At 48.0% G+C, this 14,504-nt stretch carries 9 protein-coding genes; 2 read left to right on the plus strand and 7 right to left on the minus strand.

Features of this window, described 5'->3' with window-relative positions:
* Nucleotides 1–187: 187 nt before the first annotated feature.
* The 3 genes from BSZ32_RS15335 to ribH all read right to left on the minus strand — a co-directional run bounded on the left by BSZ32_RS15335 (nucleotide 188) and on the right by ribH (nucleotide 4,006).
* Nucleotides 188–2,320, minus strand: a complete 2,133-nt coding sequence (locus BSZ32_RS15335; RefSeq protein ID WP_105044225.1) for an AMP-binding protein — start codon at nucleotides 2,318–2,320, stop codon at nucleotides 188–190.
* 281 nt (nucleotides 2,321–2,601) lie between these two features.
* On the minus strand, nucleotides 2,602–3,486 hold the full coding sequence (gene nusB, locus BSZ32_RS15340) for a transcription antitermination factor NusB (protein WP_105044226.1): 885 nt from the start codon (nucleotides 3,484–3,486) through the stop codon (nucleotides 2,602–2,604).
* On the minus strand, nucleotides 3,479–4,006 hold the full coding sequence (gene ribH, locus BSZ32_RS15345) for a 6,7-dimethyl-8-ribityllumazine synthase (RefSeq protein ID WP_105044227.1): 528 nt from the start codon (nucleotides 4,004–4,006) through the stop codon (nucleotides 3,479–3,481). Before ribH ends, nusB begins: the two co-directional genes overlap by 8 nt.
* Nucleotides 4,007–4,258: 252 nt before the next feature.
* On the opposite strand from ribH, the gene BSZ32_RS15350 reads away from it, so the two are divergent.
* Nucleotides 4,259–4,738, plus strand: coding sequence for a PTS sugar transporter subunit IIA (locus tag BSZ32_RS15350; RefSeq protein WP_105044228.1), 480 nt, complete (start codon nucleotides 4,259–4,261; stop codon nucleotides 4,736–4,738).
* 64 nt (nucleotides 4,739–4,802) lie between these two features.
* Nucleotides 4,803–6,560, plus strand: coding sequence for an arginine--tRNA ligase (gene argS, locus BSZ32_RS15355; RefSeq protein WP_105044229.1), 1,758 nt, complete (start codon nucleotides 4,803–4,805; stop codon nucleotides 6,558–6,560).
* 11 nt (nucleotides 6,561–6,571) lie between these two features.
* On the opposite strand, the gene BSZ32_RS15360 is transcribed toward argS, so the two are convergent.
* From BSZ32_RS15360 to BSZ32_RS15375, 4 genes are all read right to left on the minus strand, one after another.
* The gene (locus BSZ32_RS15360) at nucleotides 6,572–9,763 is read right to left on the minus strand and encodes a PVC-type heme-binding CxxCH protein (RefSeq protein WP_105044230.1); all 3,192 of its coding nucleotides are present in this window, start codon (nucleotides 9,761–9,763) and stop codon (nucleotides 6,572–6,574) included.
* A gap of 304 nt (nucleotides 9,764–10,067) precedes the next feature.
* On the minus strand, nucleotides 10,068–11,978 hold the full coding sequence (locus BSZ32_RS15365; RefSeq protein WP_105044231.1) for a hypothetical protein: 1,911 nt from the start codon (nucleotides 11,976–11,978) through the stop codon (nucleotides 10,068–10,070).
* A 21-nt stretch (nucleotides 11,979–11,999) separates the two neighbouring features.
* The gene (locus BSZ32_RS15370; RefSeq protein WP_105044232.1) at nucleotides 12,000–12,272 is read right to left on the minus strand and encodes a hypothetical protein; all 273 of its coding nucleotides are present in this window, start codon (nucleotides 12,270–12,272) and stop codon (nucleotides 12,000–12,002) included.
* A gap of 215 nt (nucleotides 12,273–12,487) precedes the next feature.
* Nucleotides 12,488–14,504: ATP-binding cassette domain-containing protein (locus BSZ32_RS15375; protein ID WP_240610655.1), on the minus strand; the 2,017-nt coding region annotated here is incomplete at its 5' end.

The raw sequence follows: 14,504 nt of genomic DNA on the forward strand, positions 1-14,504 counted from the left end.
CTCAGAGTGGCAGTGGTAGAGAAGTCGCCTTGATGGCCAACTGTTCGAATCTTGCGGGCGTAGTAGCGTGATTTGGGTCATGCAGAGCGTGCTGCATGAAGGCGTCGAAGCGTGTTTTCAAAGAAGATAAATGAGAAGGGGAGAGGATAAAGGAGAAGGGGAGAGGATAAAGGTCAGACTGATGGAACTACTTGGCGAGGAGTTCGCAGGCTTTGATATCGAGCTTTCCGGATGCTAGGATTGGAATCTCTTCGACGGGTATAATCATTTTAGGACACCAGAGTGAGGGGATTCCTTGGTCGAGGAGTCGGTAGCGGAGGTCGAGGCATTCTTGTTCAAGCGCCACTCCTGCGAGGGTTGAGAGAAGAGCGATGGCTTCACCTTTCTTTTCACAGGGGATGCCGACAACAGCGACTTTACGTTCGGTTTCTTCATCGAGTTCAAGCGCCTGGTTGATGGCTGCCTCCACAGTTTCATGAGGGACCATTTCACCTGCAATTTTTGAGAAACGAGAAATGCGGCCCTCTATCGTAAGGAAACCATCGGAGTCGACATAGCCGACGTCGCCAGTCTTGAACCATGAGTCGACGAGAACTTCGTCGGTTTTTTCTTGGTTATTGAGGTAGCCAGGGAAAATGTTAGATCCCTTGAGCCAGATGATTCCGGATTTGTTAATTGGTATTGGTTGGTCGTTAGACGGATCAGTTAGTTTGACTGCAATACCGGGAAGGAAGTTGCCAACAGTGCCTAGACGAGAGGATGAGATGAACGAGCGTCCTGCTACCTCAGCTGGATCGGGCAGGTTAACATTTGTTGCCGGAGATGTTTCGGTGAGGCCATAGCCTTCTTGTGGAGTTATACCGAATTTCTTAGTAAAAGTATCGGAAAGTGATTTAGGAAGCTTTTCAGCTCCGGTGACAACGAGTTTAAGTGACTCAAGTTGCTCAGCTTTGATTCGGCGCATGTAGCCTCGGAGGAAGGTGGGAGTCGTGAGTAGCAGGACGATCTTGTATTGCTCGATGAGTTCGGCAATACGCTTGGAATCGAGTGGGCTCGGATTGGTGATGAGATTGAGTCCTTCAATCACGGGGAACCAGAGTGTCACGGTGCAGCCGAAGCTGTGGAATAATGGAAGAGATCCCAAAATGTTAGATCTCTCTGGGAGGTTGAGTCGTGTGCCAAATTGGCAAACATTGGCGAGGACGTTACGGTGGGAGAGAGGGACTCCTTTAGGATCTCCTGATGAACCAGAAGTAAAGAGGAGGACGGCTTCCTTGTCACCGCCATCATTTGAGATTCCCGCCATTTTAGCGAGGGCTGCGGTGGGGAGTAATTTTGAGAGTACCACCCAACGCGTGATAGATTTTTTCAATTCTGGGAGGATTCGTTCGATGTAGATGAGGTCGCGGTTAGGCGGCCAAGCGAAATCTGGCATTTTACGGACGAAGGGGTCGGCTGTGATGAATTTATCGAGGTCGGCTTGGCGGATGGCTGAATCGATGGCCGTAAGGCTAGCCGTGAAGTTGAGGTTCACTGGGACTTTACCAGCAAAGATGACTGCTAGGTTGGCGATCAGTCCAGCTGGGCCTGGTGGCAGGATAATTCCCACACGCTTTTTATTGGTTACTTTTTGGATGTGTTTGGAAAAAGCGAGCGAGGCTCCAAGAATAATTTCAAATGATTTTTCTTGGTCGTTTGTGCCATCAATGACTTTGTTTTTTGAATGCTTTTTCAAACCCGAAAGTAAGGCGTAACCGAGAGACCCCTGTAAGAAAGCTCTAGAAGAAAAAGCTTGTTCGAAGGCTGTGAGCAACTCTTGGCGTAATTGAGCCGGGTTACATTGGTCAGCCTTTAAAAGCTGACCAAAGACGAGGATGGCTGAGGGCGAGTAAGAGGAATTCTCTACACTTAGTGATGATTCAGCTGGTATGTGGACCGCGAGTGGTAGGGTCGGGAGATCCAGTGCGCAAAGAGCTATAAGTGTCTCGCCAGTGATATGAACTGATGTTCCAGAAAGGCACGACACCTCGCCGGGGAGAAAAATGGCGATTCCAGTGCTACCTAAATCAGCAGAAAGTTTGGCCCCCACTTCCTTTAGGCCGGTGTCCATAGCGCTAAAGGCAATGGCTTCACGCTTGTTGAGGAAGTTTTCTGTCGCCTTTGAGAGCTGAACATTTTCTTCACAAATCCAAATTATTTTGCGCCCATTCAGTTGCTTCTCCAGCTCAAGCATCTCGCTGTGATCAAGCCTACCCGGCAGGATGAGTGCCTGCTGAGTTGGAATGCGGTCTAGGTGGATTAGTCGTGGAGATTTGCTCATGAGATTTTTGCTGGAAAACTGTGTTTCCTGATCGGTTGGGAGACGCCGTCATAATCGTCAGATCTTGCCCCATTCATCAAGGAAATCTTTATCGATGATGCCTCTCTTTTTATCGATGATTGTACAAATGTCGCTTCAGCGACCGGATGCTGAGTCACGGAGCGGGCAGTAAATAGTATGATATGGCAGACTCAACCAATTTCAAGAGTCTGTGTAAAAACAGAAAAGCCCACAACCAAAGATGTGGCGAGTGGGCTTTTGCAAGATTGAGTGGTGATTGCTTAGTCGCGTTTCGCGATCTTATCGAGCACGCCATTGATGAACCGTGAGGACTCATTGGAGCCGAAGCGACGAGAAATCTCGATGCATTCATTGATCGTGACGGGCGCTGGGATTTCTTCTTTCAGAAGGATCTCGTAGGTGCCTAGGCGGAGGATGGCGCGGTCGACTGGGTCGATTCGCTCAGGTTTGTAGTTCTCAACCACGGATTCGATAGTTTCATCGAGCTCAGGTTTCTTATTCAGAATTGTGCTAGTGAGTCCGTCTACTTCTTTGCGGAAGCCATGCATCTTTTCTGCAGTGTCATGGATATGCTTGATGTCTGGGTGATCGGCAAAGTCTTCAGGTTTCTGCACCATGATAATGCGATCTGAAACTCTTTGCAGGCCCTTGATCAAAGACTTAGTAGCGTCGAGGCGCTTGTTGATGAACGGGAGGTCCTGAAGTTGGTGCTCCCAGCGTTTGCGAGACTCCGTCAGTTGCGTGTTGAGTGTGAAAATGTCTTTGATGGCTGAATCGAGCTCAGAATCAGGAGTTTCGACACCTGGGTTGTAGAGGCGCTGGACTCGATCAATGGTTGCTCGCCATTTGCTTTCGAGCTTGAGTATCTCTTGGAAAGTGGTCTTGAGCTTCTCCGCATCTGGATCTGCAGTGATAGTTGCTAGAGTCTCTTTGCTGCGGTCGACGAACTTGATGTGACGGGCTTCACGGCCTTGGTTTAGGTGCAAAAGAGCCTTGGCTGAAGCTTTGATAAGCTTGTTGCTGTCAGATTCAAGAGCAAGTTCCCAGAAGGTGTCAGATAGTTCTTCGGCGTCCGCACCGCCTTCTATATCTGAACAATAAAGGAACTGGATGGCGGATTCTCGGATGGCGCGTCTACTATGCATTGCTGGGATAAGATCGTGTTGATTTCTTTTTTTTATCTTGGTGAAGGCCAAGTTCGGAGAACAACTCAATCATCGTGTGCGCTGAGCGTGCTGCTTCGCGACCGCGGTTGAGTTGAGATCCGATGCATCGTGCGTAGGCTTGCTTCTCGTCATCTACAAGAAGAACTTCATGAATCACTGGAATTTTTGTATCGCACGCCAATTGTTGGAGGCTGGTGGTGACTGATTCTGCCACGAGATCGCCGTGTTGGGTCTTACCTCGGATGATGAGACCTAGAGCAATGAGCACGATGGGTGTGTCTTCTGCGTGGAGCAGAGCAGAGCTGGCAACAGGGATTTCAAAGGCGCCAGGGACGCGAGCCACGCTGATGGTTGCCTGAGGGAGGATGTTGTTGAGCTCATCAGTGGCATTCTCAACCAAGGCATCGGTAAATTCGGAATTATAGATCGAAGCGACGATACAAATATGTGCTTTTGTCTGTGAAATCTGACGGGGTCTAGGTGGAAGTGCCGTTGACATGACCTATTGGTAGGCGATGACCCTCTAGATTGTCAATCTACGTATCATAAATTTGAAGAGTAAAAGCAAGCAAGACGAGCTGAAAATGGAGTTGTGAGGCTCTTGTGGGGCCCAGTGATTCTATGCGAATGAGTTCTGCATGACAGTGGCGTGAGGAAAGGTCTTGATTTGTCGGGGAAATCTTTATACTCCACAGCACGCCTCGCCACTTGGCATACCAGCTGTGGCAGCTGTCGAGGCTCACTATCCATTATGAAATTAGCGAGCTTATTGACTAATGACCAAGTGATCCTCGACATGAAAGCCGAGGAACACTGGCCAGCAATTGTAGAACTAGTAGAGTATCTAGACCGCCATGACTTCCTCAAGGGCGAGAGCAAAGATGACGTTCTCGAAGCCCTGCACGCACGCGAAGATCAGATTAGTACAGGCATTGGCAGTGGTGTTGCGATCCCACACGCATTTTCTGAAAAGCTTGACCACGTGGTCGCTGTGTTCGGTCGTTCAAAAAAGGGAATCGATTTTGAAGCTCTCGACAATGCGCCGGTCAATTTTGTCTTATTGTTCGTAGTTCCTAAAAAGGGCTACCACATGCACCTGCAGACTCTTGCTGCGATTGCAAAACTCTTTAATAACTGTGAAGTGCGCCAGCAATTGGCCAACGCGGAGACGCGCGAAGAGGTGATCGATATTCTCGGTTCACGTCCGTCGCGCACTCATTGCGAACGCTAACCGTATTAGACACTCACTTTCATTATAGCGATGGCCGAGGCTGTCGCTTTTTTACTTTTTGTTTATGAACACACTTTTAGAAATATTAGAATCACGCTTGCTCACGGCATTGTCCAAGGCTGGAATCGACCTGCCAGTGGGCTTTCCTGTCAAGATTTTCGCTGCGGCTGACGTGCGTCATGGTGACTACCAAGCAAATACTGCAATGGCATTGGCCAAGCGGCTAAAAATGAATCCACGCGAGCTCGCTACTCAGGTAGTTGACGCGCTTGAGGTCGATGACCTCGCTGATCTTGAGATCGCGGGACCAGGGTTTATCAACTTCCGTATCAAATCAGAAACTTGGAGCCAGAAGGTTGGCCAGCTGATCAATGACCCGCGCCTCGGTGTCGGCAGTGTGGCTGAGCCTCAGAACATCGTTGTCGATTTTTCCGCACCAAACGTAGCCAAACCAATGCATGTTGGGCACATTCGTTCGACTATCATCGGCGATTCACTTTCTCGCATTTGCCGATTTCTCGGGCACAATGTGACAACCGATAACCACATTGGCGACTGGGGGACTCAATTCGGCATGGTCATTTATGGCTGGAAGAACTTGATTGACCCTGTTGCGATTGAGGCTGATCCACTTCAGGAATTACTCCGTCTCTACCGTGCCGTCAACTTGCTCTGCAAGGAAGAGGAAGCGATAAAAGATGAGTGCCGTGACGAGCTAGTGAAGCTCCAGAATGGCGATGCTGAGAATTTTGCCATTTGGGAAAAGTGCGTTGAGGTTTCCAAAGTGGGACTGAATAAGATTTACGACCGACTCGATGTTAGCTTCGACCATTGGCTAGGTGAAAGCTATTATAATAGCGAGTTGGTACCCTTGGTGAAAGCTCTCGAAGCTGAAGGTCTTGCCCGCGAGAGCGATGGAGCCCTTTGTGTTTTCTCAGGAGAAGAACTCCCACCAAAGCAAGATCCTTTCAAGGAAAAGCGCGATGGCGAGTGGTCTGACTTCCCAATGATCGTGCGCAAGGGAGATGGCGCATTCAACTATGCCACGACGGATGTTGCCACAGTCGATCACCGACTCAAGCAATGGAATGCTGACAAAATCTGGTACGTGGTAGACGCGCGCCAGAGCCTGCACTTCCAACAACTCTTCGACGTATCCAAGCGTCGTGGCTGTAAGGCCAAGCTTGAGCACATTTCTTTCGGTACGATTCTAGGAAAAGATGGTAAGCCGCTCAAAACGCGTGATGGCGATCTCCCACAGCTAGCCGACGTCCTCGATGACGCGGTGAAATCGGCTCGCACAGTTTTAGAAGAGAAAAGCGGTGACCTTCCAGTAGAGGAGAAAGATGAGTTGGCGAAGATGATCGGTATTGGTTCGGTAAAGTTCACTGAGCTTAGCCATCATCGTTCCTCGGATTACATTTTCGATCTAGACAAGATGGTCGCTCTGCAAGGGGATACAGCACCCTACCTTCAGTACAGTTATGTGCGGGTTCGTGCGATCTTCCGTAAGTTAGAAGAGGAAGTTACTCTGGACGCAGACGGTCTACAAATCACAGAACAAGGTGAAATCAATCTTGCTAGGACGCTCTCGAAATTCGGTGAGGTGCTTCCAACTGTGCTCGACGACCTCAAGCCAAATATCCTTTCTAACTATTTGCTAGATCTAGCGAAGGCCTTCCACAGCTTCTTCGAAGCCTGCCAAGTTCTTAAAAGCGAAGGAGATGTACGTAAGTCTCGGTTGGTGCTCTGTGAACTCACTGGACGTGTGTTGCAGCAAGGACTTGGCCTTCTCGGTATCCAAGTGCCTGAGCGCATGTAGTGAAAGTGCTGCTACTTTTTATGAGGGTGCTGTATAAGAAGTTCTTCAGGAGCGTAGAAGCCTTCTTGATCTGAAGTGTAAGCTCTCACTTTTTTGACTAGAGCGGGTGATACCGAGGAGGCCTTGTTGCCGAAGGAATTGCGTACAAAGGTGAGGACGTCGGCGATCTCTTGATCCGTGAGAGCCTTGAAACCACTCATAGGTACGAGACCTGGATATTGTTTGTCCTTGATTGTGATAGGTCCATGTAAACCGTGGATTACGAGCTTTATGAGGCGTTCTTGATCTTCTAAAACCCATTTTGTTCTAGTGAGAGGAGGGAACATTGCTGCTGGTAGGCCTTCACCGTCTTCTTGGTGGCAAGTAGCACAGTGGGCTTCTCTGTGGTAGACCTCGTGACCTTTGGCAAATCGAGCAATGTCCTTTCCTTTCAAATGTTTAGGGACTTTAATTTTTTCCTTTTTAGATGTAATGGTTTGATTGCTCGCTAATGTACGAAGTGTGGCAATGACCGGACTTAATTGTGCATCTTCGCAGATGTCATCATTAGGTAGTTGCCCGAGGATTACGTTTAGATCTACACGATTTGAAAGTCGAGACGCAACGACTAAGGCTTCTAGACGAACACGTCCGTGTGGGTCTTTGGCAGCTTTGTTAAGTATTTGCTGAAGGTTGTTAAATTCAAGTGGAGTTTGAGCGAGAGCTCGGACTGCGACACAGCGAAGATTGAAGTTGTTAGACTCCATGGCTAGATTGTGGATTTTTAGGTTCGGATGGTCTGAACTACATGTGACGAGCAAAGCTTCTAAGAGATAGTTGTCATATTTACTGTCATTGGTTTTGAATTTTTTAAGCCAGCTCATAAGGGCTGAATTTACTTTTGTGGAATCGAACTTACGTAATTCAGTACGCGTACGGTAACGAGTACGGTATTCTGGGAGTTTGAGGTTCTCGAGGAGCTTGGCTATAGTTGCGCCGTCAATTTTAGAAGGTTTAACTAATGGTAGAGACTTGTGGGTGACTCGGTAGATCCTACCATGTTTGTGGTCTCTTAGTGGATCTCTCGCGCTGTGTTGCATGTGACCTATTAGGACATTATGCCAATCCACAATGAACAGAGATCCGTCTGGAGCAAACTCCAGGTCAACTGGTCGATAGTTGGTGTCATCCGAAGACACAAGGTCCTGACGGTGCTTACTAGTAAAACCAACAGAGCCGTCTTCTAGGGTGTGCTGTTTGGTGCCACGAAAACCAATCACATTGTTGAGGAGGTAGTCACCCTGCATATAGCTAGGGAAGTGTCTACTTGAGACAAACTCTAGGCCCGAGGTTGGTCTAACTCGTTGGTTTTTTTCTACTAAGTTCGCTGGAAGGGGAGCAAAGTAGCCGTATGGCACCTTGATAGAAGCAGGGGTAAGCCAACGGGCATTTGGGTCTGAAGTGTCAAGGAAGAGCCCTTGTCCCCAAACGTTAAAGGTTATTCCCCAAGGATTTGGTATCGAAACCCTAGCTAATCTGTCGAGCTTCTGTGTGCTCGGGTTGAATCTCCAAAATCCTCCGTTTGAGCTACGCTGCACACCGTAGGCGGTTTCAACATTACTATGCAGAAATGTGCCTTCACTCATGAGAATGTTACCAAAGGGGTCTTGACTGAACGAGCTAATGGCGTGGTGAGTATCGTGATCGTCAAAGCCACTAAGTATCACAGTTCTCTTGTCGGCTTTGTCGTCGTTGTCTGTGTCCTCTAAAAGTAGAAGGTTAGAGCCCTGGGAGACATAAACACCTTTGTGAGTGATTTCAAATCCTGTCGGAAGTTGAAGTTGGTCGGCAAAGACGATCTCTTTATCCGCTTTTCCATCGTTGTTAGTGTCTTCGTATATAAGGATTTTGTCATTAGGTTTTTCATCTGTGACCTTATAGTGTGGGTAACTTGGCATGGTTGAAACCCAGAGGCGACCTTTGCTGTCAAAACTCATTTGGCATGGGTTTGCTAGATTTGGGAATTCTTTTTCAGAAGCAAATAGTTCAATTTTGAAGCCCTCTGGAAGACTAAATTTTTTCAGAGCATCTTCCCCATAAAGGTAGGTTTTACTGCCATTTTTCCTGCTTGTCTTGAAGTTGGTTTTGACCTCAGCTAATGGACTGGTCTGTGCATCAGCAGTCTTGAGGTCGAACCTTTTTTTCTGGGCTAAGGCAGTGATAGCTTGATCTCGGTTATCGAGCATTTCTTTAAGCTTCTGTAGCTCAAACGGGTAGTTTTTTGGACCAAATGGTCTATGACGTCTACCGAATACGTGCACGCCATTGGGGATTTTATAGTAGTTGTTCCAGAGCCAGTTTTTGTCGAGTACCGCAGTGTGGATTTTTTTAGTAGTTGTACTGTCGAGCTTGATATTTTGCCCGGTGAGGCGAGTCGATAATTCTTGTGAGAGTTTCTTGTAGCCATCTTTATTCAGCTGAAATCCATTGAGTGTGAGGGTTTCAGGTGCCTCATGAAACCACTTTTTTGAGGGTGAAAAGATGTCAATAAAAGCAACTTCTTCTATCTCTGAAACTTCCTTAAGAGCCTTAGTGTAGAGCTCTAAATATTTATTGTAGCTAGCTGCATCTATATCGGCTGATGGTTGGGTGCTCGGATCGAAGGCAATGGGGGAGACTAGGACGATCTCTGGTGCTGACTTACCATTGTAGCGTTGGCTCTTCGTGTGTTTGAGAAAGGCGGACACTTCTCCTTTAAAGTTGTGAATTCCAGCTTCTTCTGAAAAAGCTTCGTTGTACCCAAAGAATGCAATGAGCGTGTCGGTTTTGAGTTCAGTAAGCCAAGAGTCCGGGCTTTTAAAAGTTCCTTTACCAGTGTGGCCTGACCCCCAGCGGTCTTTTTGCTCGGAGAGTGGTGGGTGAAATGACTGAGCCCCTTCAAATGCGAATGGATTGTCTCTTGCTGAATGTGGGCGGAATCCTGCAGTGTTTCCGTCGTCGCATAAATTTCTAAAGCGAATGTTCGCAGCTGGTTGTGTAGAATAAAGTGATGTCTCAAAAAATCCAAAATGCTGCATACGTGAACCAAGGCCGTTGCCAATAATCGTCACATTGGGATTTTCTTTCAAATCGATGGGGAGAGAACTGGCTTCAACTGATTGGTTAAAGCAAAGCGCTAGACCGCAAATGAGGTTCGCAACTAAGTGGATGTATTTTGATTTCATGTGTACTGGCCGATCGGAATGAGGCTGTATAGTGAGGTCGTTATCACTATCTCATTTTAAAAGTAAATTGGAGGAGGCGTTTTTTGAGCTTCGTTTTTGTTGATAAGTATCAGGTGGGAACTATAACGGCCTAGATTGATTTCAAGTCTATTTTTGCGCGACTATGAGGTTTGCAAATCACGACAGGTATGCGCGTCGTCTGTATTAGTAGATCGTGTGCTTGAGTCAAAAGGGAGGGATTAAAAAACCACCAATGAGAACAACTCATTGGTGGTTTTACTGGAATAGATTTATAGTGGAAGGCTTAGTTGGCTGCCTCAAATTGTTTGCTCACAATTCTTTCGAGTCCTTCTTTGGCAAATTGGCTTTGCGGGTAAATGTCGCGGGCCTTGAGGTACCATGAAAGTGCTGAACCTGTCTGAGGTGTTGCACCACCTTCTTCTAGTCTCTTAGCCTTAGTGAGGGCGTTAGTGAAATTACCAACCTGACCAATCAACTGTGCTTTGGCATTGGCGATCTTAGGGTCGTCATAGTACTTGTTCTGGGTCTCGAAGATTGCTTCCCACGCGGCGTAGGATTGACCGGCCTCGACTAGGCTCTGTGACTTACCGAGGGCTTTTTCAATCTCCGTGATCGACTCGCCAATCTCGGTGAGCTGCTTGATTCGGGGTTCATCGTTTGTCTGACCAAAGACGACAACAAACTTTGATTTACGAGGTTCTTCGACGATGGCTCGGTAGTTTTTATCAGCGAGGAGTCGATCAAACTCTTTGACAGTCTGCGTCAGTGTGTCGGAATCTTCTTCTCCTTGATCGAGTCGCTCATCGAGTTTGTCGTTGAAGGTTTGGATAGTAGGGTTGGCTGGCCAATGTTTGATGGCATTTTCAATAGCCACTTTTGCACGCGATGTGTCTTTTTCAAAGAGCGCAAATTTGGCATCGCGCACATGGCCGTCTGACGCGCGTTTGTGAGCAGCAATGTAAGAGTTGGCCTTTGATGGATTATAGTCGCGAGCTTGTGTTTTGAGGGATTCGTTGAGTTCGGTCGCTTGAGCCAACTCTTTCGCTGAAAGCGCTTCGACGAGATCGTTAGCATCTTGTACATATTGCTGGACACGCTCTTTCATGCCCATCGACACGGTTTGGACGCATGGTATAAACTCGCCGACGAGGAAGGCTTCGACGAGGCGCTCTGAGGCTGCGTGAATGCGGTTGCTGTCAATGTTGTTCTGAAAGGCGCTAATCAGTGTCTGAGATTTACGGATGGCTTCGTTAGCGGCTGCATCAAGCCCCGCAACAGTCGGATTGACTCCAAGTCCTTCGCTGAAAAATTTCTCAGTGTCAGAACCTTTTTTGATACGCATGGCTTGATCACCATCTTTATAAATGATGTTGTAGAAACGCGCTGACATGACCACGTGCTCAAAGCGTCGTTGGATGAAAAGCTGCAACATCATCGCTTGGTATTGAACCTTAGATTGAGTGAGACTTATGACGCCTGTAGCTACGTACTTTTTCTTAATGTCAGTGATCTCCGCCATGCGCTCCTGCATCACTTTGTACTGAGTAAATTGAGCCGCTTTCGAGGTGGTTGTCTTCTTACCTTGCTTGACAGTTGTCGTGCCACCAAGTGTGCCTTTTTTTTCTAGGACATTGAGGTTGTGGACGAGTCTTCTGTGCTCTTTTTCGAGTTTGGCTATGGCTTCTTTCTTGTTGCCTATGCCCTTCATCGCAAGTCGGCCTGAGTAGACTGAGTTAGCTAAAGAATCACAAATGCCGCCATCGCCTGGATAATTAGACGCGTCTTCTAGCAGCGTGTATGCTGACTTGAGGTTTGGCCCGCCTGGATTGAGCGGGGATAGGAAGTCTTGAATTTTCTCGATCTTCTCGTGGTATTCTACCGCCGCCTTAGATTCGAAATCTTGGGAGGCAAGGTAAGCTTCGAACTGACCACCAAGGTTGTTGTCCGTCATCGAGTAGGTTCGCCCTTGGAATTGAAAGGTCTTCGAGGTTGGGTCGACAATCGGGATTTCTCCACCTTGAGCTGATGGTGAGGCTGACTCGTGGCGGTTGATCGTGGTGTTACCAGATCCGTTGTTACCGTTACTGGTACCGCCTTTGGTTACGTTGCTGGCACCATTGGGTGGCGTGAGTACTTGGGCTGTGGCCGGTACGAGTAAACCCACGTAGAGAGCGATAGTTGTGAATGATTTCATGAAGTGAAAAGAGGGGTAGGGTTAGCGTGCTGTATAACTGGAGGCTACGAGTGAGCCTTCTTTTTTTACATCGACGACGAAGGTGTAGTTCTGCTTTGTCTCGAGGTTTGGCCCCTTGACTGAGTTAGGCACCATAATGCCGATGCTTTGTGGTAGGTCAGGAGAAATGGCTTGGTCTCCAGTGTCCACTCTAAGGAAGACAAACTTCCCGACGTTCGGATCGTGTTGCGCATTTTCGACGATTTCACCACTGATAGAATACTCGTTGCCGCGGAGGCTGTTGCAGCTCTCCACATAGGTTTCTAAGGGAAACTGCTTGGCGCTGGGTGAGTCTCCTCGTTTGAGGACGACAAAGCCGATGCAATAACGAGGATTGCTGCCAGACTGCCAATAATGACAGGTGCTGGGTTACTTGATTTTTTTCTTCTAGATCTGCGAGCCATGATAAATGAGGTAGGTATTTTTAACTTTGGGTAAAGAATTGGGGTAGTTACACACAATATAGCACATTAGTGCTCCCATTGGTGACGACGGATGCCTATATAAGAGGCAATGATGCCAAAAGCAATTTGAATTCCGAGGACGTAGAGGCAAATGGTGCCTGAGAATTCGAGTGGGGTTTCGGTGACCGTTTTGACCGCCGCTTGGTAGCGGTTATCGAGAGACTCGATGCTGCCACCCCATGCCCAGTATGCTGAAATGAACGGGCGGGTGATCATTCCCACCGTTTCAGGCAAGGCGAGGACTGCTCCAGAAAGCGGCAATTGGAAACCAACTAAATAGATCGAAAGCAAGGATGCTTGCTCAGAGGTTTTCATCAGAGCTGAAATGCCTAAACAAATTGATGTCATTGCAGCATTGACTAAGATCAAGAATGTCATGTGGTTAAAGAATCCACCAGATCCAGCAGCTTCGGGGTATTGCCAAAATTGGTCTACGAAAATGGCCATCCAAACGGATTGGACAATGATCATACAACTCAGGAAGGCAATTTTGCTGCAGAGGTAGGCGAGCGGACGCACACCACCGAATTTCTCTTTTTCTAGAATCTTACGCTCACCAGCAATCTCACGGGCAGCATTGTTGGATCCCATCAGTGAGAGTAAAACAACTTGGAACATGATGATTCCCGAGACAGCTCCACCCACTTTGGCCCTATTTTCAGCGATGGTTTGGAATTCTTTGACGGCGCTTTGTGAGGTCATCTCAATCGCATCAGGGTACTGGAGCAATGCCTCATTTCCTTGTGGCCCAAACAGCGCAACTAAACATGGGAAACAAAGAAGTATCGCGACTTGCAGATAGACCTGGCCGCGGTCACGGAAGAAAATTTTAGTACGTCTACTCAGCAAGGTGGCAAACTGACTGAAAAATCCCGGGGTCTGCACCTGCTCGGGTTCTTCCATAACGAGATCGTCTTCGTCCTCAGATTTCTCTTCGTCCTCGTCTTTTTCCGGGGCAGCTTTGATTTTACTTTTCTTGCGTTTATTGCGGGAGGATTTTTTACCCTCTTCCTTATCGAGTTCCTCCTCGAACGCGTTGAGAAGTTCAGTCTCGTCGAGCTGAACGTCTTCAATTACTGGATCAGATATTTCTTTTTCTTCTGCGGTTTCCGGCTCCAGCTCAACGGGTTCTTCAGGAATGACGAGTTTGCCTTCTTCAATCAATTTGAGTCGATTGCGAATGATCTTACTGTAAAAGGCGGGGAAGTGTTTCAACCAAGATTTACGCCACTTCTCTGAGCTTTGCTTCGCTAGGCGAGGGTAGATGGACTCGGTGTCTTCTACAGAAAAGTAATGGGTAAGCCCAGCTGGCGGTCCGTGGTAGGCCACACATCCTTCGTGGAGAACTAAGACCGAATCGTAAAGCTCGAGGTGGGCCAACGAATGAGTAACGGATATAACGATTCTCCCGTCGCGTCGGGAGAGTTCGTGGAGGCGGCGTACAATGTCACGTTCGGAGCGAGGATCGAGACCAGATGTGACCTCATCACAGAGCAATAACTTGGGATCAGTTACCAATTCCATGGCGAGTCCTAGACGCCGCTTCTGACCACCGGAAAGCACCTTGACCTGGCGGTCAGCAATGGCTGTTAGTCCTGTTTCTTCGAGCACGCGGTCAATACGTAGATCGAGGTCATCGAGGTCACGCGTCTTGACGCGCAAGCGGGTGACCGCTTCGATTGATTCGTCGACGGTGAGCGCGTCATAGGCGATTGAGAACTGTGGCACATAGCCGAGCTCTGCGGGTTCCAGATCGCCATCTTCCTCTAGATCTCGTCCCATCCAAGAGATCGAACCTTCGGACAAGTGGTTGAGACCTGCGATGGCATTGAGTAAGGTGGTTTTACCACAGCCAGAGGGACCCACGATTGCCATGAAATGGCCTGTAGGAACTTTGAGATTTACACGGTCGACCAAATTGATTGGCTCGCCGTCCTTTTCTATAGTGAAACAAAAGTCTTTTAATTCTAGCACGATACTATGGTTATAAGTTGAGGTTTGATAAAGGTTACATAATAATAAA

Source organism: Rubritalea profundi, from assembly GCF_002954445.1.
Lineage (GTDB): Bacteria > Verrucomicrobiota > Verrucomicrobiia > Verrucomicrobiales > Akkermansiaceae > Rubritalea > Rubritalea profundi.

Coding starts and splice junctions, on each gene's coding strand:
- BSZ32_RS15335 (WP_105044225.1), bottom strand. CDS start 2,320: ATGAGCAAATCTCCACGACTAATCCACCTAGACCGCATTCCAACTCAG.
- nusB (WP_105044226.1), bottom strand. CDS start 3,486: ATGCATAGTAGACGCGCCATCCGAGAATCCGCCATCCAGTTCCTTTAT.
- ribH (WP_105044227.1), bottom strand. CDS start 4,006: ATGTCAACGGCACTTCCACCTAGACCCCGTCAGATTTCACAGACAAAA.
- BSZ32_RS15350 (WP_105044228.1), top strand. CDS start 4,259: ATGAAATTAGCGAGCTTATTGACTAATGACCAAGTGATCCTCGACATG.
- argS (WP_105044229.1), top strand. CDS start 4,803: ATGAACACACTTTTAGAAATATTAGAATCACGCTTGCTCACGGCATTG.
- BSZ32_RS15360 (WP_105044230.1), bottom strand. CDS start 9,763: ATGAAATCAAAATACATCCACTTAGTTGCGAACCTCATTTGCGGTCTA.
- BSZ32_RS15365 (WP_105044231.1), bottom strand. CDS start 11,978: ATGAAATCATTCACAACTATCGCTCTCTACGTGGGTTTACTCGTACCG.